This window comes from Actinoplanes sp. G11-F43 (assembly GCF_050589265.1).
GTDB lineage: Bacteria > Actinomycetota > Actinomycetes > Mycobacteriales > Micromonosporaceae > Actinoplanes.
Window position 1 is genome coordinate 13460 of sequence record NZ_JBNZCE010000036.1, and the last position, 23127, is coordinate 36586.

Genomic DNA, 23127 nt, shown 5'->3' on the forward strand with positions numbered 1-23127 from the left:
GTGGACGAGGATGACGGGGCAGCGGCGGCGGCCGAATTCCAGCGGGTGCTCGACGCGCTGGCCACGGGCCGTCCCGGCGTCGGGCCCGACGACCTGACCGCAGCGATCGACAGGCTGGCCGGGCACGCGAACGACGACGTGATCGCGGCACTGCGGCTGGCCGCCGAGCCGTTGACCGCCTACCACCACCGGGACGTGGCGGCATTGACCGGGTTGCCGGAACGCATGGCCGCACTACGGACCCGACTGCCCGCGGACAGCCCGGAGTCCGCGCTGATCGAGAAATACATCGAGATGGCCGGCTTCCTGGCGGAGGGCACCCTCCAGCCGGGCGCCGTGCCGTCGATCCCCGGCGCGCTGCCGGAGCCGGTCCGGCGGGGCCTGGCGATGCTCGCCACGGAGGAGGCGGTGTCACCCCGGGCGATCCACCGGTTACGCCGGGACGTGACACTGATGGAGCTCACCCCCATGGAACGCGCCAACCTGTTCGCCCAGCTCGGCATGATCAGCGTCCGGCAGGGGCACCCGCTGATGCGCCGGCTCGCGATCAGCGACTTCCGTACCGCCGTCCGGCACGCCGTCGAAGGTGATCCGTTTCGGCCGTACTACCTGCTGATGCTCGCCGACGCCCTGCTCGACCGGGCCGAGGACACCCTCCGGGCGCCCGGCCCACTGGCCCGGATGATCATCCGCACGTCGGTGCGCCCCGGAGCCGGGGCGCTGCGCGACGTCGCAGCCGGGATCGGCCACCTGGAACAGGCCCGGGACCTGGCCGGCTGGGCCGGGCACCCGCACTGGGCGATGATCTGCATGCGGCTGGGCCTGGGCCACCGGCTCGCCGGGCACGACGCCGCGGCCCGGGAGGCCGGGACCGCCGCCCTGCGCGGGCACATGTGGCAGGTGCTGATGCAGGCGCACACCGCCGCCGCGTCCGCGGTGGTCGGCTGGGCGGCCGTCGACGCGCTCCTGGTCGCCGGATGGCACAGCGGCGACGGCGACGCCGACGGGGCGGCCGCCGCGCTGGAAGCCGGCCGCGCCCTGATCCTGCACGCCGCCACCGAGACCCGGGACGTGCCCCGGCAGCTCGCCGCCGCCGGCCTCGACGACCTCGCCGGCCGGTGGGCCGCGCTGCCCGAGGGGCTCGACGCCAAACCGGCCGCCCTGCGCCGGGCCGTCTTCGAACAGCTCGTCGAACCCCGCCGGCTCCTCGACCCGCCGTCCGGCGCCGGGATCCGGGCGGCGTTGACCACGGTCGGCGCCGACGCGCTGATCTACCTGGTGCCGGAGGACGACCTGGTCGGGCACGCGGTGATCGTCCCGGCCGCCGGCCCGGCCGAGTTCGTCGAACTACCCGGCCTGACCGATCCGCCCCGGATCGCGATCATCACCACCGACGGCCGCGACCTGGGTGACCCGGAACTCCACGACGACCAGGACTGGGCCTGGCGTGTCGCGATGGGCCCCCTGCTGGACGGCTACTTCGCCGGCCGTGATCCCCGGCTCGTCCTCATCCCGATGGGCCGGCTGGGCACCGTCGCCTGGCACGCCGCCCGCTCCGGGGAGACGTACGCGATCGAACGGGCCACCATCTCGTACATCCCCTCGGCCCGGATGCTCTGCCGCGCCGCCACCGCGGCGATCTCCACCGCCGGTCCCGCGCTGATCGTCGGTGACCCCGACACCGGCTCCCAGGCCGCCGACCTGCCGGCCGCCCGCATCGAGGCGCAGATCGTCCACGACCGGTTCTACCCGCACGCCCGCTACATCGGCCGTCCCGCCCACACCGCCGACGTCGACGGTCCCGGGACCGCCGGCGTCGACGGCTCCGGGACCGCCGGCGTCGACGGTTCCGGGACCGCCGCCGAGGTGGAGGACTGGCTCGCCGACGACACCGAGACCGGCGGCGTCCTGCACCTGGCCTGCCACGGCGGCGTCGACGGCGACCAGGCCTATCTGCTGCTGGACGGCGGCGACCGGCTCAGCGCCGACCGCCTGGCCGAGGCCACCCGCAACGGCCGCCGCCCCGCCCTGGTGGTTCTGGCCGCCTGCCGCAGCGCCGTCTCGGGAAGAGGCTGGGACGAGGCGTTCAGCCTGGCCGCCACCTTCCTGGCGGCCGGCGCGGGCGCGGTGGTGGCCGCCCAATGGAACCTTCCCGACCGCGCCACCTCCGACCTGATGGTGAGTTTCCATGGCAACATCGCACAGGGCGACCACCCCGCCGACGCCCTGCGCAAGGCCCAGCCGTCCGCCCTGCACCGCCCGGTCACGGACTGGGCCGGCCTGATTCATTTCGGCCGCTGATTCCGGTCGAAAAGTGACCTCTATTCCGGGCAGCCTGGTCGGCATGACACTCGACCGCTCCGGTTCCCGCATCGACCACCTCAACGTAGCCGTCCCCGATCTGGCCGCGGCGCTGCGGTTCTACGAGCCGGTACTGGCCACCATCGGCATCACCAGGATGCTGGACATCCCCCCGAACGCCACCCCGAACCAGCCCACCGCGATGACCGGTTTCGGCCTGGCCGAGGTGAAGCCCTACTTCTGGCTGATCGACGGCGGAACCGTGGGCACCAACATGCACCTGGCCTTCACCGTCGACACCCGCTCCGACGTGACGGCCTTCCACCAGGCGGCCCTGAAAGCGGGCGCCACCGACCTGCTCCCACCGGCGATCTTCCCGGAATACCACGACGACTACTACGGAGCCTTCGTCCTGGACCCGCACGGCATCAACCTGGAGGCCGTCTGCCACCACCCGGCGAAAGCCTGACCCCACACGCCCGCCCGAAACCCGCTGTCCGCTTCAGGCCAGGCGGTCGTTTCCAACCCCACGGAGGTACGCCAGCCGGCCCCACCGCAATCGGATCCTCCTGTCCGGTCCGCGCGGCCCCGGCGACACACCGGACCGCCCGGCGACCGCCGGGCCGAATGCGGTGGTCACCGTCGGGTCGGGAAGCGCCGCCTCGGCGACGTGCGGTTCGGGGTTTCGGCACACCGGCAGCCGTCCCGGCGCGCGAAACTCGATGGCTGAGGCCCCGTCGGGCATGCCATGATCCGCGCGGGTGGCGCTGCCGGTGGTGTTCGCCGAGCGGCCGGACGGGCCGGTCACCTCCGTCGGGGTGCACACCCCGGACGGCCTGCCGGAGGGTTCGGAGGTCTACACCATGGACCGGATCACCGGGCTGCTACCCGGATGATGACGTGCCGGCCGAGGCCATGCGGGCGCTTCCTTCTCGTTCCGTTCGATTCGGGAGCCCTCGTTCGCCGGGGACCCGGCGTTCAGTGCTCGCGCTCTCCTCGGCCGTCACCCTCTTCCAGTGGAAAGAACATGGGACTCGACTTCACCTGCATCGCCGTGCCGCTCGACGCGGAGCCGGTCCGGGCCATCCGCGCCGACCCGGTGCTGTGGGCGGTCGCCGACGGGCAGCCGCCGTTCAGCCGGCCGTGGCCGGGCGAGGAGTTGCCGGAGATCAGCCGGCGGCTGCTGGCGGTGGTGCCCGGCGGGACCCGGTGGCGGGCCGACTGGTTCGAGGGCCGCAACCATCAGCTGGCCGAACACCTGCTGGACCCGATCGGGAGGGATCCGGATCCGGCCCATCGCGCGATCTTCGGGGCGGAACGGTTCGCCGAGCACGCCGTCAGCGGGCAGGGCATCGGGTGGCGGTGTTCGACGGCCGCGCAGCTGAGCGAGGCGGTGCGGCTGATCGACGGGCTGGACGTCGAGGCGGCGCGCGTGTCGTACCGGCCGGACGGGCTGTACAAGGCGTACGGCGCGAGCTTCGAGCAGAACCTGCGCGACCTGCGCTCGTGGGCCGACCACTGCCGCGACGTCGCCGCCCGCGGACTGGATCTGATCATCACGCTGTACTGAGCGGTGGGCCCGGCGACCGGGCCCACCGCTGGCGAAGGGCCGGATCAGCCGCCGTTGACCGGGCTGAACGGTTTCGGCAGGGTGCGCGGCACCGGCCCGCTCCGGGCCGTCGACACCGAGGCCACCGCCGGCAGGTTGTCGAACATCGTCCGGCCGATCTTGGCGTGGGCTTCGACCGCCGGGTGGGTGGCCCCGTAGTTCTCCGGGTCGCCCAGGCCCTCGGCGAACATGGCGTACGTCAGCAGCGGCAGCCCGTCGGCGCCGAACATGATGCCGGCCTCGTGCCGGGACTCGCCGAGGGTGTTGAAGTCGGCACCGTACTTGGTGGCGACCCGCTCCCGCTCCCGCGACGACATCACCCGGCGCACCCCGTCGTGGTAGCCGTTCAGCCAGCGGGTGACACTGAGCAGGAAGTCGCAGGACTCCGGGCTGAGCAGGGTCTTGGTGGCCAGGCGCCAGAGCATGTCGTGGGTCTCGCGCGGGGTGGTGGTGCCGAGGAAGAACCGGTTCGGGTTGGCGACCGGCTCCACCCGGGTGTGCGTCCAGCCCTTGGCCGCCAGAATCTCGTTGATCTCCAGGGCGGGCACGACGCGGCCACACATGCGTACCGCGGTGTTGTCGGAGACCAGCAGCATGGCGGTGAGGAAGTTGGCGACGGTGATGTCGTCGCCCCACACCCGGTGCAGGTGGTAGATGCCGGAACCGCCGAGGATGATGCCGGCCGGCAGGTCCAGCTTGGCGCCGAGGGCCAGCTCACCCCGGTCGATCTTGTCGAGCACGGCGGTGGCGACGAACAGCTTCTGCACGCTGTAGCCGTGGATGACGTGGTCGGCGGTGTCCTCGACGATCGGCGCGATCGCACCGGTCGAGTCGACGGCCGCGATGTGGCTGTGCCAGACACCGCCGGCCCTGGCCTTCTCCCGCTTGTAGACCTTGCGGATGGCGGCCGGCCCGGACACCGCGGCCTGCGCGGGACTGCTCACACCGGCACCGGCGACAGCGGCGGCGGCACCGAGCCCGAGCGCGGCGCGGCGGGACATGTTCGTGGACACTCTTCCCCCTAAGTGGACGGACAGTCGATCACGGGGCAAGGTACACCACATCCGCACATCCCGATGGCCCGCAGCAGCGCCCGGCTGAACCTGTTCAGATCGAGCCCCGCCAGCTCGTCCACGCCGAACCAGCCCACCTCGCTGATCTCCTCCCGGTCCGGCGCCGGCACCCCACCGTCGATCCCCGCCCGGTAGACGGCGGTGACATAGGCGACCCGGTCTCCGTTCGCGTAAGTCACCTCGAAATCGGGCCCGCCGAGCACACGCAGGAGCCGCGGAACCCCGATCCGCACCCCGATCTCCTCGAGAATCTCCCGCCCGGCCGCCATCTCCGGCGTCTCCCCGATCTCGACGGCCCCACCCGGCACACCCCACCAGCGCGGATCCCCGGCATGCCGGACCAGCAGAATCCGCCCGTCATCACCGACGAGCACCACCGACACCGACGGCAGCAGCACCTGCCGATGCCCGATCAGCTTCCGAAGCCCAGCCAGATAAGGCGAAATCCCCACCCCCGCATCCTCCCAAGGCCCGCGAAGATCTCCAGGCGGGCGTCGTTTCCAACCCTTTCGGAGGTACGCCCGTCGGGCCGGCGGAAATCGGGTCGCCCCGCCTCGTCCGCGCGATCCAGGCGTCACACCGGACCGCCCGGCGCCCGCCGGGCCGAATGCGGTGGTCCAGGCCGGTTCGGGCGGGGTGCGGTGCCGGACGTCCGCGCACGAACCGGGGCTGGTCTCTAGAGTCGCCGGAGTGGGCATCTATCTGGTCGACATCAGCGCCTCGAACTGGGCGCGAGACGAACGAGCACCCCTGCTGAACGAGGCGCTGGCCGCGCGAGGTCTGCCGCCCTGCCCCCGCCCGTCGACGACGGCGGCCGAGGCTTTCGAGGAGAAGATCGTCCCACCGATGGACGCCTTCACCGAGTTGTGCGCCAGGCACGACACCACAGAAGCCTTCGGTGCCCTGCTCATCGTCCCCGCCGACTTCACCGGCCTGATCGAACTCCCGATCGCGAGCAACATCGACGACGTGACGACGGTGTCCAGCGCGTACCGCATCCGGGAGGCGATCACCCGGATGGCGGCGGAGGTGAGTCCGCCGACCGGCCTGCCCACCGGCCCGATGGCGTTGACCACGGCGATCACCGACCCGCTGCTCTTCTACGTGGCGCTGTTCCATCGGGCCGCCGAGTATTCACTCCGCCACAGTCGCCCACTGGACTACGTCTGAGCCTCGACCCGCCCGCACCGCGTGCTCTTCTCCCGGTGAAAGCCCCGTTCCGCCGGGCGCTCCGGTTCGTCCGCGTGGTTCGTCGGTTCGGATCGCACCGGAAACACCACTCGGTCGGCGGGGTCCGGGCCTCGTCGCGGCCGGCGGCCATGGGGCGCTGTGGTGTCGGTCGGCGTCAGCCGGCCTGTTCCGCGATCACTCGCAGCATCGCGATGTGGGAGCGTAGCGCCGCGCGGCCGGCCTTCGAGAGGTTGAGCCAGGTGCGGGGGCGCTTGCCGACGTAGCCCTTGCGAACCTCGACGAACCCGGCGTCGCCCAGTTGGGAGACCCGCTTCGACAGGGCGGAGTCGCTGAGCCCGGCCGTGTCGCGGACGAAGCCGAACTCGGCCCACTCGGCCGCGGCCAGGGTGGCCATGATGGACAGCCTGGCCGGGTCGAGCAGCAGCGGCTCCAACCGTGGCCCGTCAGCGGCGGCCTGGTCGCCGCCGGCTGACGGTTCACTGCCGGCCGCCGGTTCACCGCCGGCCGGCGGGTCATCGCTGGTGAGCGGCCGGCCGGCCGGGGGCGGGAAGTCGCCTGCCGCCGGTGGACGCTTGTCGGTCATGGCCGGGCTGCTTCGCGGGCCAGGGTGCGGCGCTGCCACCACGGGCCGCCGATCGCCAGCAGAAGGCCGAAGACGATGCCGACCACGGTGAAGGTGTGCGGTAGGTCCAGGCTGGCCAGGGCCAACATGGCGGCCAGGGCCAGCACCGCCCCGAGCATGCCGAGCAGCCAGCGCCGCGCGGTGGCCTGACGGCGGACCTGCACCCGGCGGCCGAACAGGGCACTGCCCCACCGGGTGCTGGACACCACCACGACGGCCAGCAGGGCCACGCTGAACCAGGTGCTCCCGGAACCGGCCCAGTCCGGGTTGAAGTCGGTGAACACTCCGAACGCGGCGACGATCACACCGGCGCCGATCCAGTAGCCGGTCGCATAGCCGCTCGCGGCAGCACTGTCCTTGCGCTGCTGGTCGTAGCCCCGCAGCGTCTGGCGGGCCTCTTCGGGCGTAGGTGTCGTCGACATCGTCCGTCCTCCTCGTCCCCGTGCCGAAAGTACTTGCTTGAAGAGAAAGTTACTCTTCACTTTCTCGATTAGCAAGTACTTCCTCCAAAGCCAACTAATGCTGTCCGAGCAAAGCCCCCGTGAGCGGGCACGCTGTGGGGTGAGGTGTGGTGGCACGGTGGGGTGACGGGGTGCGGGGCGGTGTGGGGCGCGGGGAGGAGGGCGCGGCGGCGTGGGGTGACGGCGTGGTCTGCGGTGTGGGGCGGGGCGGTGCGGTGTGGGGCGGTGCGGGGCGCGGGGAGGAGGGCGGGGCGGCGTGGGGTGACGGTGTGGTCTGCGGTGCCGGGCGGGGCGGGGCGGCGCGGGGAGGAGGGCGCGGTGGTGTGGCGGTGAGGGGGCGCGGTGAGAGGGGCGCGGTGGTGTGGCGGTGAGGGGGCGCGGTGAGAAGGGTGCGGCGGGGTAGCGGGGAGAAGGGTGCGGTGAGGTGTCACCGGAAGGCCGCACTTCCGGTGACCGGCGCATTCGCCCGGCGGGCGCCGGACGGTCCGGGGTGTCGCCGGGCTCGCGGGGACGAGACGGGGCGACCCGATTTCGGTGGGGCCGTGGGGCGTACCGCCGAGGGTTGGGAAAGACCGTGAACCCGGTGGCGGGCGGCGACCTGGAGAAAGGCGGACGCCGCGTGGTGCGTTCCGGCGCGGAACGCACCGAAACGCACCACGCACGCCGCGGAAGCGCGCCGGATGCCGCGGGATGGCCGCAGATGCCGGCAGACGCCAGGCCGCCGGCAGACGCCGAGACGCCGGGGGACGCCGAGACGCCGGGGGACGCCGAGACGCCGGGGGACGCCGGGGACGCCGAGACACCGGGGGACATCGGGGACGCCGGGGACGCTGGGGGTCAGCGGGGGACGGCTCGGAAGTACTCCTCGCGGATGGCGGGGTCGGGGCCGCGGCGGGGCAGGGACGGCGCCGGGCCGGTGGTGATCGGGGCGTAGTGGTCGAATCTGGTGGTCAGGACCGCTTCGCCGCCGGTCAGGTCGGGGAGGGCGGACACCACGCCGGGGACGCGGGTGGACGGCAGGACGCCGCTGACCTCCAGGTATCCGCCGGCCGCCGTGGTGTCGTCGATGACCGCGCCGGCCCGGCCGAGCAGGGCGGTCACCGCGTCCAGCACGTGGGGTGGCAGGTTGACGTCGAAGCGTTCGACCGGCTGGCAGACCCGGGTGCCGGCCCGCCGCAGCGCGGTGGCGACCACCACCTGGCCGAGGTTGCGGAAGTCGGCGGCGATGGTGGACAGGGATTTGTCGAACTTCTGGTGCGGGCGGCTCTGCCGGGGACAGTACTGCGAGGACGTCATGGTGACCACGCAGTCGGTGACCGGCCAGGCGTGCCGGCCCTGCCGGAGCGCCGCGCGCACCCCCTCCTCGGTGGCCGTCACGAACGCCGCCGGCAGCCGGCCGGGTTCGATGCCGGGGCGGAATTCGATGCCGTGCCCGACGGGAGCGGCTTCCACGCGCAGGCCGAGGCCGGCCAGGTACGGGTTGCCGTGTTCGCGGATGCGTTCCTCGGCGGTGCCGGTGCCGCTGACCCGTTCGATGCAGGCGATCAGGGTTCCGGAGAACCGCACCCGCACCCCGAACCGGTCCTCCAGCAGCGCGGCGATCACCTCTTTCTGCACCTCGCCGTGCAGGCGGATGACCGCTTCCGATCGCTGTTCGTCCAGCCGCGGGTCGACCAGTGGGTCCTCGTCGGCGAGTTCGGCCAGACCGGCGAACAGGCGCAGGCGCTGGGCCGGGTCGACGGGTTCGACGGTGGCCTGCCGGGTGGGTGGCGGGAACCGGTAGAGGTGCCGCCGGGGTGGTTCGCCGATGTGCTGGCCGATCCGGGCGGTCAGGCCGCGGACGGCGGCGATCCGGCCGGCCGCCACGGTGGGGCGCACCAGCACCCCGCCGGGTTCGCTGACCGCGATCTGGGTGACCGTCTGCGGGCGGCCGGCACCGATCGCCACCCGGTCGCGGACGGTCAGCTGCCCGGACCAGAGCCGCAGCCAGGCCCGCCGGCCGTGGGTGTCGCGGTCGACGGCGAAGACGGTGCCGGCCGGTGGACCGCCGGTCTCCGGGCAGCGGGGCAGCAGGTCGGCCAGGATCCGCCGGAACTGGGGGACGCCGGCGCCGGTGATCGCCGAACCGCACGCCACCGGGGTGAGTGCGGACCGGCGGACCGCCCGGCGGACGGCGCGGCGCACGTCGCGGACGCGGGCCGGCGCGCCGTCCAGCCAGCGGGCCGCGACCGTGTCGTCGACCTCGGCCACCGTCTCCACCACCTGCTCGGCGTCGAGGGGGACCGGGCGCACCCGGGCGTCCCGGCGGCCGGCGCCGGTGACCGCGCCGAACAGCACCGGGCGGGCGCCGAGCCGCTGCCGCAGCTGGGTGACCACGCGGTCCACATCGGCGCCGCGCCGGTCCACCTTGTTGACGAAGACCATGGTGGGTACGCCGATCCGGCGCAGTGCCCGCCAGATCGCCACGGTCTGCGGCTGGACGCCCTCCACCCCGGACACCACCAGGACCGCGGCGTCGAGGACGGCGAGCGATCGCTCGACCTCGGCGATGAAGTCCGGGTGGCCCGGGGTGTCGAGCAGGTTGACGGTGAGCCCGCCGAGGCTGATCGAGGTGACGGCGGCCCGGATGGTGATGCCGCGGCGCCGCTCCAGATCCATCGAGTCGGTGCGGGTGGTGCCGTCGTCGACGCTTCCGGGCCGGGCCACCGCGCCGGCCTCGAACAGCAGCCTCTCGGTCAGGCTGGTCTTGCCGGCGTCAACATGGGCGACGATCCCGAGGTTCAGCAAGGACAAAGCAGATCTCCACGGTAGGACGGGTCGGGGTCCGGAGCGTGGAAGCTGCTCGCATCGTCGTCTCTCCTCGTGAGTCCGCTGTGACACCTCACCCTGGCACCGCACACGCCACTCCGCCACCGATTTTGCACTCCGGCGCTCTCGCGTCACCGGTCGCCGGGAGAAGGGCGAAGGCGGCCACGGGCGGGCCTAGCCTGAGTGGCATGTCGTTCGTCCCCGCCCGTGACGGCCGTAAGAACCGCAGCGCCGCGACCCGGGCTCCCGCCATCCCTGACCGGATCGAGGACCTGCACGGCCACAGCCTCGGTGTCCTGGAGGTGCCGCACCACATGGCGCCGGGGCACCCCAGCCGGCGCCGCTACGACCTGGAGGATCCGGCCCAGTTACGGCACGCCTACGAGCAGGTGCTGTGCGAGGCCGCCGGCGCCGGGGAGGTGGAGGATCTGATCAACCCGGGCACGTTGCGCCGGGTGTGGCGGGACCTGCACCTGCCGTCCCGGGTGCGGGAGGCGTGGGAGACCCGGCATCCGGGTCTGCGGCGCACCGTGAACCGGACCAACCCGGGCTCCGACGACGTGATCACCCGGGCCCGCAAGGGCCGCCCGGCCGGGTTCGCCCGCCGTGGCCGCACCCAGATCGCCCGCGCGGTCGCCTGACCCATCCGTAATCCGGCCCGGCCCCGTCACGAGGCCGGGCCGCTTCGACGTCCCGACGATGGGGATCATGCGACGCTGGCTCGTCCTCCTGGGCGTGATGCTGCTGCTGGTGGGGGTGCCCGCCGGGTTCGCGGTGCGGGGCGGCACCTTCGCCATGGACGAGCAGACGATCCGGCTGCCCGGCAACGACGGCGCCCTGGACGGCGTGCTGGTGCTGCCCGGACAACTGAGCGGCCCGGTGCCGCTGGTGGTGTTCGTGCACGGGGACGGCCCGGTCGACGCGACGGACGACGGACGGTACCGGCCGCAGTTCGAGGCCCTGGCCCGCGCCGGGGTGGCGTCGGTGTCGTGGAGCAAACCCGGCGTGGGCGGTTCGGCCGGCGACTGGCTGCGCCAGGACCAGGCCGACCGGGTCCGGGAGACGGCCGGGGTGATCGGCTTCCTGCGCGGGCGCGCCGACATCGACCCGGACCGGATCGGGCTGTGGGGTGCCGGCCAGGGCGGATGGGTGGTGCCCGCGGTCGCCGCCGCGGATCACCGGATCGCCTTCGTCATCGCGGTCTCCCCGGCGATCAACTGGATGCGGCAGAGCCTGTTCCACCTGACCGCCACCCTCGACCACGACCACGCCGACCAGGCCACCCGGGACGCCGAGCTGGCCTCCTGGCAGCGGGTCGCCGGGGTGCTCGACGGCAGCCGCAGCTACGACGACTATCTGCTGGCCGCCCCGTCCGGGGAACGGATGAGCCGGGCCCGGTGGGATTTCGTGCTGCGCAACTTCAAGTCCGACGCCACCGGCTCGCTGCACCGGCTGGCCGACGCGAAGACCCCGGTGCTGCTGATCCTGGCCGGCAACGACCGCACCGTGGACGCGCACGAGACCGAGAAGGCCTACCGGACGGCACTCGGCGGCAAGCGGCTCACGGTGCGCTGGTTCGCCGGCGCCAACCATTCGCTGGCCCGCTCCGAGGTCGAGGACAGCACGGTCCGCGCCCACCTCACCGCGATCTTCACGCCCCGCGACCTGATGGCGCCCGGCTACCTGGAGGCGCTCGCCGGGTTCGCGGCGGCCACCCGGTGAGGTAGGGTCGTCGCAGCGTCGCGTGCCGGTGGCAGACCGTGTCAGGCATGGAGGCGCCGAACCGAAGGAGACCGGCGTGTCATCGTCGCGACCTTCGTCTCCGCGTGTCTGAGCGCGAGACGACCAGGCTGGTGGCCTGGAGCAACGAGATGCGTCAGGTGCACGAGCGCCTGCGTGAAGCCCTGCGGCTCGTCCAGCATTCCGCCGACGAGTCCGCCCTGAGTGATCTGCTGCTGTACTGCCGTGGTTTCTGCACGGCCCTCGACGGCCATCACCGCGGCGAGGACAGCACCCTGTTCCCGGCGATCGGCGCCGCCCACCCCGAGTTACGGCCGGTGCTGGGCAGGCTGGAGCAGGACCATTCGATGATCGCGTACCTGATCGGTGGCCTGACCGCCGCGATGGACCGCACCACCGACCCCGGCGAGCTGCGCACACACGTCGACGGCCTGGGAGCGGTCATGGAGAACCACTTCCGGTACGAGGAACGCCTGCTCCTGACGATCCTGGAGACCCTGTCCCTGGACGCCGACCCGGCCGCCGCCCTGGGACCGCTGTGATCACGTGTGGTGCGCTGCGGTGCGATGCGCACCGCGGCGCACCACACAGGTCTACTCCCGGAGCGCCTGGTTGGCGGCGTCCTGGGCCCGGCGCAGGCCGTCCGCGACCGGCAGCCGGCCCTGGAACACCTCCCGCAGGTAGGGGAGTGCGGCGTCGGCGCCGGCCTGGGCGCGGGGACCGGCCGGGGCCGGGAAGGTGGGGCCGGCGGCGGCGTCCAGGAACGGGCGCACGTCCACACCCTGCCGCCGCCAGTACGCGGTGAACTCCGGTTCGACGGCCACCACGCCGGGCAGCGCGTAGCCGCCCGCGGCGATGGGGCGCAGACCGTCGGCGGAGCCGAGCCAGCGCAGCACCTTCGCGGTGGCGGCCCGGTCGCGGGTCTGGGCGGACGCCACCGCGGCCACCCCGTGCACCACGCTCACCCGCCCGGCCGGTCCGGCCGGGATCGGGGCCACGTCCCAGCGGAACCGGGCGCCGTCCTGGACGCTCTTCAGGTGGTACGGGCCGGACTGGAACAGCGCCAGCCGGCCCTGGGTGAACAGCTGGAGGGTCTTGTCGCCGTTGACGATGGTGTCGGCGGCCGGCGGGGCGACGTGATGCTTGTTGATCAGGTCGACGACGTACTGGACGGCCTCGACGGTGCGAGGCCGGCCGGCGAAGTCGTAGGTGTCGCCGTTCTGCCAGGTGCCACCGTTGGAGCCGACGAAGTTCCAGCTCACCGCCTGGTTGTCGAGGGCGGCGTTGTAGCCGTACACCCGCCCGGCGGTGAGCCTGCGCACGGCGGGCAGGAACGTGTCGCCGGTGCCGGACGGGTTCCAGACGAGGGCGGCCGGGTCGACGCCGGCCTTGTCGACCAGGTCGCGGTTGACGAAGAGGGCGATCGAATCCCACAGTTGCGGTACGCCCCACAGCGTCCCGCCCCGGGTGTAGAGATCCACCACCGGCCTCGTCCAGCCGGAGCTCTGCGGATCATCGACCGGCAGGAGCCGCCCGGTGTCGGCGTACCACCCGAAGTTGCTGGTGTTGGTCCAGAAGACGTCGGCGACGGTGCCCGCGGCGATGTCGGCCGGCAGGGTGGTCCAGTAGTCGGCCCACGGCACCGTCCGCACCCGCACCGTGATGCCGGGATTCTGTTTCTCGAAGACCGCGAACGATTCCCGGTACGCCCGGGCCACCCGCTCGTCCCACAGCTGGAAGGTGACGGTGGCGTCCGGCGGCCCGGCCACCGAACATCCGGCGAGCAGCAGCAGGAGCGCGGCGAAGGCTCTCATCTCATCCCCGTGATCGTGATCGACCGGACGATGTGCCGCTGCAGGGCCACGAACAGGATCAGCAGCGGACCGGTGGCGAGCGTGGTGGCGGCCATGACCAGCGGCCATTCGCCCTGGTACTGGCTCTGCAGCGCGGACACCGCCACGGTCAGCACCCGCCAGCGGTCCCCGCCGGTGACCACCAGCGGCCAGAGGAAGTCGTTCCAGTGCGTCACCACGGTGATCACCGACAGGGTGGCCAGGGCCGGGCGGCTCAACGGCAGCAGCACATGCCACAGCACCCGCAGATGCCCGGCGCCGTCGGCGCGTGCCGCGTCCAGCAGCTCACCGGGGACGGCGCGGAAGAACTGACGGAGCAGGAAGATCGCGTACGGGGAACCGAACAGCGCCGGCAGCACCAGCCCCGCGAACGTGTCCCGCAACCCCAGCTCGCTGACCAGCACGAACCGGGGCACCAGCGTCGCCGCCAGGGGGATCGTCAGGGTGCCCAGGTAGATCCGGAACAGCAGATCACGGCCGGGGAAGTCGAGGCGGGCGAACGCGTAGGCGGCCAGCACCGAGCAGGTCAGCTGCCCGGCCAGCACCAGCACCACCACCTGCACGGTGATCACCAGCGGCGGCGCCAGCGTGTGCTCACCGATCAACAGCGAGGTGTACGCCCCGGCACTGACCGGATCCGGCAACGCCAGCGGCGACTCGGCCGCGAACTGCTCCGGCGTCTTCACCGACGTCTGCACACTCAGCAGATAGGGCGCGAGCGTCACCACCGCGCCCACCCCGAGCAGCGGGTAGACCATCCACCGGGACATCAGCCCACCTCGTACGTGATCCGTCTCCGGAAGTGCGTCCACTGCACCGCGGTCACCGTGATCAACAGCAGGGACAGCAGGACGGACACGGCCGCGGCCCGGCCCATCCGGAAATTCACGAACGCCTCCCGGTGGATCAGCGAGGTGATCACGTCGGTGCCGCCGGCCGGACCGCCCCGGGTCATCGCGTACACCGTGTCGAACGTCTGGAACGTGGTCAGCAGCGTGGTCACCAGCACGAAGAAGGTGGTGGGCCGCAGCATCGGCAGCGAGATCCGGCGGAACACCTGCCAGGCGGTCGCCCCGTCGACCCGGGCCGCCTCGTGATACTGCCGGGGGATGCCGGCCAGCCCGGCCAGGAAGAACAGCGCCACATAGCCGGTGTGCTGCCAGACCGTCACCGCGGCCACCGTGGGCAGGGCGAGCGCGGGATCGGTCAGCCACTCCACCCGGACGCCGAGGATCGTGTTCAGCGCGCCGTCGGACGGGTCGAGGATCCACCGCCAGACCACCCCCAGCGCCAGTGGGGCGCTGATCCACGGCAGGACGAAGACGGTCCGGAAGACCACCGAGCCGGGCAGCCGCCGGTCCAGCAGCACCGCGGCCAGCAGCCCGAGCACCGTCTGCGCCGGCACCACCAGCAGCACGAACACCACCGTGACCAGCAGCGACCGGCCGAACCCGGGATCGGTGAGCAGCGACCGGTAGTTGTCCAGCCCGGCCCAGTGCGCCGGGCCGACCAGATCCCACCGGTGCAGGCTGATCCCGGCCACCACGGCGACCGGCACGAGCAGGAAGCCGCCGACCCCGATCAGGCTGGGAGCGAGGAACGCGTACCCGATGAGTTTTTGCCCCATGATGGGGTTTTTATCACCCGTAACGCTTCTCGGCGCGAGCCCGGGCCTTCGCCGCCTCCTCCTCCCGGTTGCGCGGCGCGGCACTGGTCACCAGGGCCGCCAGCAGCTCCGCGGTGGCCGCGGTGACCGCCGCGACGGCCTGATCGAAAGCCGCCTGATTGGCCTGCGACGGCCGGGTGCTCCCCGCGATCTTCCGCACGTACTGCAGAGCCGCGGCGTGGATCTCGTCCTCGGTCGCCGGCGGCTCGAAGTTGTGCAACTGATGGATGCTCCGGCACATGGTTCCCCCTCGTGGCGGTCTGATGCACCCAGATTAAGGGCCGGACCGTCGCGGCTCCGCAAGGAGACTGACTGAACAAATGTGGCACAATCGACTTTTCGGTCAAGTGCCGCGGTGTCGAGGAACCGGAGTCTGAATGCGGTTGCGGACGGCATTGCTGGCCAGTCTGGTCACCGCTGTGGCATACCAGGCCCTCTACCACCTGCTCCCGATCGCGGGCGGGCTGGCACTCTCCGACGCGACCATCGCGCTGGCCAGCGGTTACGCGGCGATCCACTACCGGCGGAGGGCTGTCGACCCGGGCAACATCCGGCGGATGCGGCAGGCCTTCGCGTGCGGAGCGGTGGCATGTGCGATCTGGTCGCTCGGCAACGTCGTCCTGCTGATCTCGATCCTCGTCGCCGACGAACTCGCCGGGCTGGGCGGGCTCCTGTCGACGGTGGCGGCGGGCTTCGTCCCCATCGCGCTGATCCTCGCCGCACCACGGCCGCGCGGCCTCGCCGCGGCGCGCCTGCTGATCGACATCACCGCGGTGTTCGGCGCGATGTTCGCGCTCGCCTGGGAACTCGTCCTGTCCAGCGCCGGCCCGGTCACCGACGGAGGCGCGGGCGACCGGGTCACCATCGTCGGCCTGCTGGTGTTCGGCGCGGTGATCGCCCTGGTCACCCTGGCCGCCGCCGAGCCGGGACAGAGCGGCAACGCCCAGCACCTGCTCGCGATGGCCGCGCTGATCCAAGCGGTGACACTACTGACCGCCACCCACAACGACCTGGACGGCGGAGTCTGGTACGCCCACGGCGTCGGCGGCGGCTACATCCTGACCGCCCTGGTGATGGCCGCGTCCAGCCGGCTGTCGACGCCCAAACCAGGCGTCGAACAACCACGCTCACTGGTGTTCCGGGGCTGGGCCCTGCTGCCGTACGTCCCCGTCGTCTTCGCCGTCGCCATCGCCGCCACCCGGCAAGCCGCGACCGGACAACTCGACCCGGTCCTCGTCTGGACCCTGCTCGCCACCTTCTCCCTCGTCCTGCTCCGCCAATTCCTCACCCTCGCCACCCTCGGCCGGATGACCGAAGTCCTCGAACACCAGGCCCACCACGACGCGCTCACCGGACTGCTCAACCGGGCCGCCTTCGAAACCCGGGCCGCCGGCATCCTGGCCGGACCACACCACGGAGTCACCGCGATGATCCTCGACCTGGACGGGTTCAAACCGGTCAACGACACCCTCGGACACGCGGCCGGCGACGACGTGCTCGTCGTGATCGCCCGCCGGCTCACCGCCGAACTACGCCCCGACGACCTGGTCAGCCGGATCGGCGGCGACGAGTTCGCCATCCTGCTGACCGGCTCGCCCGAGCCCGGCGACGTGGCCCGGCGGCTACTCGAACGGATCGCCGAACCCATGCGGATCCACGGCCACACCGTCACCGTCGGCGGCAGCATCGGCCTGGCGAACCTGACGGCGGGGCAGGACAGCGGCCTCACCGGACTGCTGAAGAAGGCCGACACCGCCATGTACGCCGCCAAAGCCGCCGGCAAAGGCACCGTCCGCCACCATGAGCACGCCGCCTAAAACAGGGCGCGGCGACTTAGGTCACACCCCCACCCTGCCGAACTGAGAGGCATGACCGCCCGCGAGGTACGCCGCCGATGAGTGTGCAGCGTCGCCTCAACGTGGGCTCCCTGGCCATGCTCGGGCTCTTCATGGTCCTGCTGCTCATCCAATTCGGGTTCGGCGCCATCCTGCGCGCCGAACAGGACAGCGAGACCGACCGCGCCACCCGCGCCGAAATCGCCAACGACCACGTGCTCCAGGAGATGACCGACGCCGAGACCGGAGTACGCGGCTACCAGCTCACCGGAAACGAGATCTTCCTCGAACCGTACGAGAACAGCCGCGCCGCCGCCATGACCGCCCTCGACACCGTCGGCCGCAACAGCACCACCGCCCGCGTCGCCGCCCTCCTCGGCCGCCAGCGCGAAGCCGTCCACGCCTGGCTCGACGGCTACGCCGTACCGATCGTCGCCGGCCGCCTGCCCAGCACCGGCGCCGACCCCACCCCGGTCACCACCCCCACCACCACCGACGACGAACACGCCACCCAAGGCAAACACCTCTTCGACCAGCTCCGCACCGTCAACGCCGAGATGGACCAGGCCCTCGCCGCCGAACGCGCCGACATGCGCGCCACCGCCGACGGCAACCGCCGCGAAATGGCCATCCTCTCCGCCTGCGTCGTCGTCGCCATCCTCGCCATCGGATACGCCGTCGCCCGCGTCGGCCGCCGACAACTCCTCGTCCCCCTCGGCGACCTGGAGAAAACCATCCGCCGACTCGCCGAAGGCGACCGCTCCGTCCGCGCCGAACCCGCCGGCTCCACCGAACTGCGCACCGTCATCGAAGCCCTCAACGACCTCGCCGCCCAAACCGAAACCCTGCTCGCCGCCGAACACGCCCGCGCCGCCCGCGCCGGACTCCGCCAAGCCGTCGCCGCCCAGATGCAGGAACTCGACGACCCCGCCCACGCCGCCCGCCGCATCACCGAACTCGTCGGCGTCGCCGTCGGAGCCGCCACCGTACACTGCGAACTCGCCGTCCCCGGCCGCGGCGAGATGCGCGCCGGCTGGCCCGACGGCACCCCCGACCTGCCCACCGAACGCACCGTCACCCTGATCAGCGGCAAACCCTGCGCCCCCGAACGCGGCCCCGACGGCACCGTCTGGCTCACCGTCGGCGGCGACGCCGAATGCGCACCCGGATACCTGCACCTCAGCCGCCCCGGCACCCCCGACTGGACCGACGCCGAACAACGCCTCCTGACCGGCGTCTGCCGGGAGATCGAACGCACCCTGCGCCAGCTCAGCCTGCAGAACGACCAGGCCCGCCTGATCACCGAACTGCGCATGCTCGACCAGCGCAAAGACGTCTTCATCCAAACCGTCACCCACGAATTGCGTACGCCCCTGACCAGCATCCTCGGCTACACCGAGATGATCGCCGACGAGGACGGCACCGCCCTCAGCAGCATGCAGCAGCGCGCCCTCAACGCCATCCTGCGCAACGCCCACCGCCTGCACGACACCATCGGCGACCTGGTGCTCCTGGACCGGCCCGACAACGGCGCCGCGGTACACGCCGAAACCCTCGACCTGGCCGCCGTCGCCGGCATGGTCCGGCACGAACTGAACAACGCGGCCCGCGCCAAGAACCTCACCGTCACCTTCAACGCCGACGAAGGCTGGGTACGCGGCGACCGCACCCAACTCCAGCGGGCCCTGCGCAAACTGATGGAGAACGCCATCAAGTTCACCCCGTCCGGCGGCAGCGTCACCTGCCGGATGGCGGCCGACGCCCGTACCGTGGCGATCTCGGTCACCGACACCGGCATCGGCATCCCCGCCGAGGACGTGCCCGGCCTGTTCACCCCGTTCCACCGGGCCGGCAACGCCATGGACCAGGCGGTTCAGGGCCCCGGCCTGGGCCTGGCCATCGTCCGCGACATCGTCCGCGACCACGGCGGCACGATCGCGGTGCAGTCGGTGGTAGGCCGGGGCACCACCTTCACCCTGACCCTCCCGGCAGCCCCAGCCCCCGCAAAGTCCCCAGCCCACGTCTAACCCGCCCCACCAGGAGCCACACCCCCACCCACCCACCGACCGACCCACCGAATTTGCGGCTAGCCGTACCTCAGGCACGTAATGGTGGGTCGATTACCTCGCTGACGTACGGCTCGATCAGCCCGGCTGTACACCAGAGGTCTTATCGCACTCCCATAACCTGTCTGAGGTACGGCTAGCCGCAAATCGGTCGGGGGGGGTGGGGTTGTCAGGTGTGGGCCTGTCTGTGGGGATCTGTCGGCAGCGGTCAGCCCAGGCGGGTGATCGTCAGGCCGTCCAGGTCGGTGCGGTGAGTGATCAGTAGGACCGTGCGGGTGCCGGCCGCGGACAGCAGGTCTCGGGTCAGGGCCGCCGCGGTCTCGTCGTCGAGGTGCTCGGTGGGTTCGTCGAGGATCAGGATCCGGGCGTCGCCGAGCAGCAGCCGGGCCAGGGCCAGCCGTCGGCGCTGGCCGCCGGACAGGGCCATCCCGTGTTCGCCGACCAGGGTGTCCAAGCCGTCCGGCAGGCTGTCCACCCAGTCCAGCAGCCGGGCCTGCCGTAGTGCCTCGCGCATCCGGCCGGTGTCCGCGTCCGGTGCGGCGATCCGCAGGTTGTCACCGATGGTGGTGTCGAACAGGTAGGCGTCTTCCGGCAGGTAGCCCACGGTTCGCCGGACCTCGTCGGCCGGGATCTCCCGCAGGTCCCGCCCGTTCATGGTGACCCGCCCGGAGCGCGGGTCCAGGAACCGCACCAGCAGCGCCGCCACTGTGCTCTTCCCGGATCCGCTCGGCCCGACCAGCGCCACCCGCCCACCGGCCGGAAGTACCAGATCAACCCCGCGCACCGCGGTACGCCCGGCGACCCATCCGGCGGTGACTCCTTCCACCCGCATCTCCGGCACCCCGCCCTCGCACCGCGGGCTGTGGTTCGGTTCGTGCCGTAGGTCGTCACGTGAGGTGAGCGTGGTCTCGCGTGCCGGGCTGTGGTTCGGTTCGTGCCGTAGGTCGGCACGTGAGGTGAGTGCGGCGCTGTTGTGCGGGTGGGGACGCGAGGTCGGGGGCGTTCGGTGGTGTGCGGTGGTGAGGGGGTCGGGGGTTTGCCAGAGTTCGGTCAGGCGGTGGAGGGAGGTTCGGGCTGTGGCCCAGCGCTGGGCGGCTGCCGGAAGAGGGCCGGCGATCTCGAACACCGCCAGTGGGGTGAGCACGATCAAGGCCAGCAGTTCACCGTTCAGGGAGCCGGCGTGGACCGCCGCGGCGCCCGCGACCAGGCCGGCCAGCACGGCGGCGCCGGTGCTCAGGGCGGTGACCGCGGCGCCCAGGCCGGCGGTGGCCGCGGACCGGCGGGACGTCTCGGTGAGGCGGGCGTCGATGGCGGCCAGGTGGTCGAGGCGGTCGCGGGTGGAGCCGTACGCGGTCAGGTCCGGCAGGCCGTGCAGCAGGTCGACGACTCCGGTGGACAGTTCGGCGCGCAGTGGTGCCAGCCGGCCGTCGGCGCGTCGTGCCGCGGCCCGCTGCAGGACCGGGACGCCCACCCCGACGACCAGCAGGGTGAGGGCGAGGACGAGTCCGGCGGCCGGCACCAGCGCGGACACCACGAGGGTCGAGGCGAGGCTGACGACGGCGGCGACCGCGTACGGCAGGACCACCCGGGTGATCAGGTCGAGTACCGCGTCCACGTCGGCGGCGAGCCGGCGGGCCAGGTCGGCGCGGCGGAAGTCGGCGAGTCCGGCGGGGGCGAGGCGTTCCAGGCGGGTGTAGAGGCGTACCCGTACGTCGGTGAGGATCCGGAAGGCGGCGTCGTGACCGATCAACCGTTCCAGGTAGCGCAGTACGCCGCGGGAGAGTCCGCAGGCCCGGACGGCGACGATGGCCACCATCAGGTGCAGGACGGGTGGGTGCAGGGCGGCTCGGGAGATCAGCCACGCCGAGCAGGCGGTGAGTGCGACGGCGGCTCCGGCGGCGCCGGTTCCGGCGATGACGGCGAGGGTGAGCCGTCCGGCGGCGGGCCGGATCAGGGACCAGGGACTGAGGCCGCCCCCAGAGCCGCCCGGATGGTGATCGGTGCCGCCAGGAGAGGTGCCGGCAGCAGAGGTGCCGCCAGGAGAGGTGCCGCCAGGAGAGGTGCCGCCAGGAGAGGTGCCGGCAGCAGAGGTGCCGCCAGGAGAGGTGCCGGCAGCAGAGGCGCCGGCAGCAGAGGTGCCGCCAGGAGAAGTGCCGGCAGGAGAGGTGCCGCCAGGAGAGGTGTGGGTGAGAGAGGTTTCGGCAGCAGAGAGGCCGGGAGCGGGTATGGGGACAGCGGTCATGCCGGCACCAGATTCTCGGTCAGGGGGATGACCCGGTCGGCCAGGGCGATCAGTTCCGGCCGGTGGGCGGCGATCAGCACGGTGCGCCCGGCGGCCAGGCGGCGGATCGCGGTCATCACTTCGGCGGCGGTGTCGGTGTCGAGGTTGGCGGTGGGTTCGTCGAGGAGCACGATCGGCGCGTCGCGCAGGAAGGCGCGGGCCAGGGCGATCCGTTGCCGTTGCCCGGCGGACAGGCCGGTGCCGTGGTCGCCGAGCGGTGTCGTGTAGCTCTCCGGCAGGTCGCGGATGAACGTGTCGGCGCCCGCGTCGCGGGCCGCGGCGACCACTTCCGGGAAGGGCGCGTCCGGGAGGGCGATGTTGTCGTGGACCGTGGAGGCGAACAGGTGCGGCCGTTGCGGCACCCACGCGATGCGGCGCCGCCAGGCGGCGAGGTCGAGGTCTTTGAGGGGTACGCCCCCGACGGTCACCTGCCCGGCGGTCGGGGTGACTAACCCGAGGAGTACGGACAGTGCGGTGGACTTGCCGCAGCCGGAGGGGCCGGTGAGCGCGACGACACTGCCGGGTTCGATGGTGGCGGTCAGCCGGAGTGCGGTGCCGGACCGGTCGGGGAACCGTACTTCGACCTGGTCGAACACGATGTCCCCGGTGGGTGGGGTGCGGGTGCCGGTGGCCGGGAGTGGTGTCTCCAGGACGGCGAACACCTCTTCGGCGGCGGCGAGTCCTTCGGCGCTGGCGTGGAAGTTGGCGCCGACTTCGCGCAGTGGCCGGTACGCCTCGGGGGCGAGGATGAGCACGAGCAGCGCGGTGGTCAGGTCGAGGCTGCCGGAGACGAGGCGCAGCCCGATGCCGACGGCGACGAGCGCGACGGACAGGGTGGCGAGTAGTTCGAGGACGAGGGAGGACAGGAACGCGGTCCGGAGGGTGCGCATGGTGTGCCGGCGCTGGTCGTCGCTGATCCGGCGGATGATGCCGGCCTGGGCGCGGGCCCGGCCGAAGAGTTTGAGGGTGGGCAGTCCGGCGATCACGTCGAGGAAGTGGTGGGAGAGCCGGGCGAGGAGCCGGAACTGGCGCCGGTTCTGGGCTTCGGTGTGCATGCCGACGAGGGCCATGAACAGTGGGATCAGCGGCAGGGTGAGCGCGATGGTGCCGGTGGCGAGCAGGTCGGCGGGCAGTAGTTTCAGCAGCAGGATGCCGGGGACCAGGGCGGCGAGCACGAGTTGTGGCAGGTATCTGGCGAAGTAGGAGTCGAGGGCGTCGAGGCCGTCGCCGGCGAGGGTGGCGATCTCGCCGGCCGGTTTGCGCCCGGCCGGGCCGAGGGCGGCGACGTGGTCGAGGAGGTGGCGGCGGAGCTGGCTTTTGACTGTGGCGGCGGAGCGGGCGGCGGCCACTTCCTGGAGCCAGGCCACCGCGGCTTTCGCCGCGATGACCAGGACCAGGGCCGCGAGCAGCGGGGTGCGGGTGCCGAGGATCCCGGTCGTCAGGGCGGTCACGCCGGCGCCGTCCAGGAAGACCGCGGTGATCGCTTCGGCCAGCAGTAGTGCCTGGGCGATCAGCAGGACGGCGTGGACGGCGCCGAGGGCGACGGTCGCCACCAGGTAGGTGCGGGTGGCGCGGGCGTACCTGAGGAGCCGGGGGTCCAGCGGCTTCATCGGGTTCCTTC

21 protein-coding genes are annotated in these 23127 nt (G+C 72.3%); 10 read left to right on the forward strand and 11 right to left on the reverse strand.

Annotated elements, in window-relative coordinates:
* The 4 genes from ACQ0O7_RS35065 (at position 1) to ACQ0O7_RS35080 (ending at position 3871) form a co-directional block, all read left to right on the forward strand.
* Entirely contained in the window at positions 1–2301 is a 2301-nt protein-coding gene (locus tag ACQ0O7_RS35065) for a CHAT domain-containing protein (protein WP_430788795.1), read from the forward strand.
* Positions 2302–2314: 13 nt separating this feature from the next.
* The gene (locus ACQ0O7_RS35070; RefSeq protein ID WP_430788797.1) at positions 2315–2770 is read left to right on the forward strand and encodes a VOC family protein; all 456 of its coding nucleotides are present in this window, start codon (positions 2315–2317) and stop codon (positions 2768–2770) included.
* 292 nt (positions 2771–3062) lie between these two features.
* Positions 3063–3197 (forward strand): hypothetical protein, encoded by a 135-nt coding sequence (locus ACQ0O7_RS35075; RefSeq protein WP_430788799.1) that lies wholly within the window; start codon positions 3063–3065, stop codon positions 3195–3197.
* 131 nt (positions 3198–3328) lie between these two features.
* The gene (locus tag ACQ0O7_RS35080; RefSeq protein WP_430788801.1) at positions 3329–3871 is read left to right on the forward strand and encodes a hypothetical protein; all 543 of its coding nucleotides are present in this window, start codon (positions 3329–3331) and stop codon (positions 3869–3871) included.
* Between the two features lie 44 nt (positions 3872–3915).
* Here the strand turns inward: ACQ0O7_RS35080 and ACQ0O7_RS35085 are convergent, their stop codons facing one another.
* Positions 3916–4923: a serine hydrolase gene (locus ACQ0O7_RS35085; protein WP_430788803.1), complete on the reverse strand. Its 1008-nt coding sequence runs from the start codon at positions 4921–4923 to the stop codon at positions 3916–3918.
* Between the two features lie 8 nt (positions 4924–4931).
* Positions 4932–5435 (reverse strand): NUDIX domain-containing protein, encoded by a 504-nt coding sequence (locus tag ACQ0O7_RS35090; protein WP_430788805.1) that lies wholly within the window; start codon positions 5433–5435, stop codon positions 4932–4934.
* A gap of 238 nt (positions 5436–5673) precedes the next feature.
* Between ACQ0O7_RS35090 and ACQ0O7_RS35095 the strand changes: the two genes are divergently transcribed.
* Complete coding sequence (locus ACQ0O7_RS35095) at positions 5674–6153, forward strand: hypothetical protein (RefSeq protein ID WP_430788807.1); 480 nt, start codon at positions 5674–5676, stop codon at positions 6151–6153.
* A gap of 175 nt (positions 6154–6328) precedes the next feature.
* On the opposite strand, the gene ACQ0O7_RS35100 is transcribed toward ACQ0O7_RS35095, so the two are convergent.
* From ACQ0O7_RS35100 to ACQ0O7_RS35110, 3 genes are all read right to left on the reverse strand, one after another.
* Positions 6329–6757 (reverse strand): winged helix-turn-helix domain-containing protein, encoded by a 429-nt coding sequence (locus ACQ0O7_RS35100; protein WP_430788809.1) that lies wholly within the window; start codon positions 6755–6757, stop codon positions 6329–6331.
* Positions 6754–7218 (reverse strand): hypothetical protein, encoded by a 465-nt coding sequence (locus ACQ0O7_RS35105; protein WP_430788811.1) that lies wholly within the window; start codon positions 7216–7218, stop codon positions 6754–6756. The genes ACQ0O7_RS35100 and ACQ0O7_RS35105 overlap by 4 nt, the downstream gene beginning before the upstream one ends.
* An 876-nt stretch (positions 7219–8094) precedes the next feature.
* On the reverse strand, positions 8095–10050 hold the full coding sequence (locus tag ACQ0O7_RS35110; RefSeq protein ID WP_430788813.1) for a GTP-binding protein: 1956 nt from the start codon (positions 10048–10050) through the stop codon (positions 8095–8097).
* Between the two features lie 203 nt (positions 10051–10253).
* Here ACQ0O7_RS35110 and ACQ0O7_RS35115 point away from each other — a divergent pair, with 203 nt between their 5' ends.
* From ACQ0O7_RS35115 to ACQ0O7_RS35125, 3 genes are all read left to right on the forward strand, one after another.
* Entirely contained in the window at positions 10254–10706 is a 453-nt protein-coding gene (locus ACQ0O7_RS35115; RefSeq protein ID WP_430788814.1) for a hypothetical protein, read from the forward strand.
* A 67-nt stretch (positions 10707–10773) separates the two neighbouring features.
* The gene (locus ACQ0O7_RS35120; protein WP_430788816.1) at positions 10774–11787 is read left to right on the forward strand and encodes an alpha/beta hydrolase family protein; all 1014 of its coding nucleotides are present in this window, start codon (positions 10774–10776) and stop codon (positions 11785–11787) included.
* Between the two features lie 104 nt (positions 11788–11891).
* Entirely contained in the window at positions 11892–12347 is a 456-nt protein-coding gene (locus tag ACQ0O7_RS35125) for a hemerythrin domain-containing protein (protein ID WP_430788818.1), read from the forward strand.
* A 51-nt stretch (positions 12348–12398) separates the two neighbouring features.
* On the opposite strand, the gene ACQ0O7_RS35130 is transcribed toward ACQ0O7_RS35125, so the two are convergent.
* Genes ACQ0O7_RS35130 through ACQ0O7_RS35145 form a run of 4 tightly spaced genes read right to left on the reverse strand, consistent with a single transcriptional unit; the run spans position 12399 to position 15565 of the window.
* Positions 12399–13619, reverse strand: coding sequence for an ABC transporter substrate-binding protein (locus tag ACQ0O7_RS35130; protein ID WP_430788820.1), 1221 nt, complete (start codon positions 13617–13619; stop codon positions 12399–12401).
* Positions 13616–14428, reverse strand: coding sequence for a carbohydrate ABC transporter permease (locus ACQ0O7_RS35135; RefSeq protein ID WP_430788822.1), 813 nt, complete (start codon positions 14426–14428; stop codon positions 13616–13618). The genes ACQ0O7_RS35130 and ACQ0O7_RS35135 overlap by 4 nt, the downstream gene beginning before the upstream one ends.
* Positions 14428–15285 carry a carbohydrate ABC transporter permease gene (locus tag ACQ0O7_RS35140; RefSeq protein WP_430788824.1) on the reverse strand — a complete coding sequence of 286 codons (858 nt, stop codon included), beginning with the start codon at positions 15283–15285 and terminating at the stop codon, positions 14428–14430. Before ACQ0O7_RS35140 ends, ACQ0O7_RS35135 begins: the two co-directional genes overlap by 1 nt.
* A 13-nt stretch (positions 15286–15298) precedes the next feature.
* Positions 15299–15565 (reverse strand): DUF2277 domain-containing protein, encoded by a 267-nt coding sequence (locus tag ACQ0O7_RS35145; protein ID WP_430788826.1) that lies wholly within the window; start codon positions 15563–15565, stop codon positions 15299–15301.
* A gap of 136 nt (positions 15566–15701) precedes the next feature.
* Between ACQ0O7_RS35145 and ACQ0O7_RS35150 the strand changes: the two genes are divergently transcribed.
* Together ACQ0O7_RS35150 and ACQ0O7_RS35155 are read left to right on the forward strand one after the other, a co-directional pair.
* A complete protein-coding gene (locus ACQ0O7_RS35150) occupies positions 15702–17141 on the forward strand; it encodes a diguanylate cyclase domain-containing protein (protein WP_430788828.1) in 1440 nt (479 codons plus the stop codon).
* Positions 17142–17218: 77 nt separating this feature from the next.
* A complete protein-coding gene (locus tag ACQ0O7_RS35155; protein WP_430788830.1) occupies positions 17219–19186 on the forward strand; it encodes an ATP-binding protein in 1968 nt (655 codons plus the stop codon).
* Between the two features lie 247 nt (positions 19187–19433).
* Here the strand turns inward: ACQ0O7_RS35155 and cydC are convergent, their stop codons facing one another.
* Together cydC and cydD are read right to left on the reverse strand one after the other, a co-directional pair.
* Entirely contained in the window at positions 19434–21467 is a 2034-nt protein-coding gene (gene cydC, locus ACQ0O7_RS35160; RefSeq protein ID WP_430788832.1) for a thiol reductant ABC exporter subunit CydC, read from the reverse strand.
* Positions 21464–23116 (reverse strand): thiol reductant ABC exporter subunit CydD, encoded by a 1653-nt coding sequence (cydD, locus tag ACQ0O7_RS35165; protein WP_430788834.1) that lies wholly within the window; start codon positions 23114–23116, stop codon positions 21464–21466. Before cydD ends, cydC begins: the two co-directional genes overlap by 4 nt.
* Between the last annotated feature and the right edge of the window lie 11 nt (positions 23117–23127).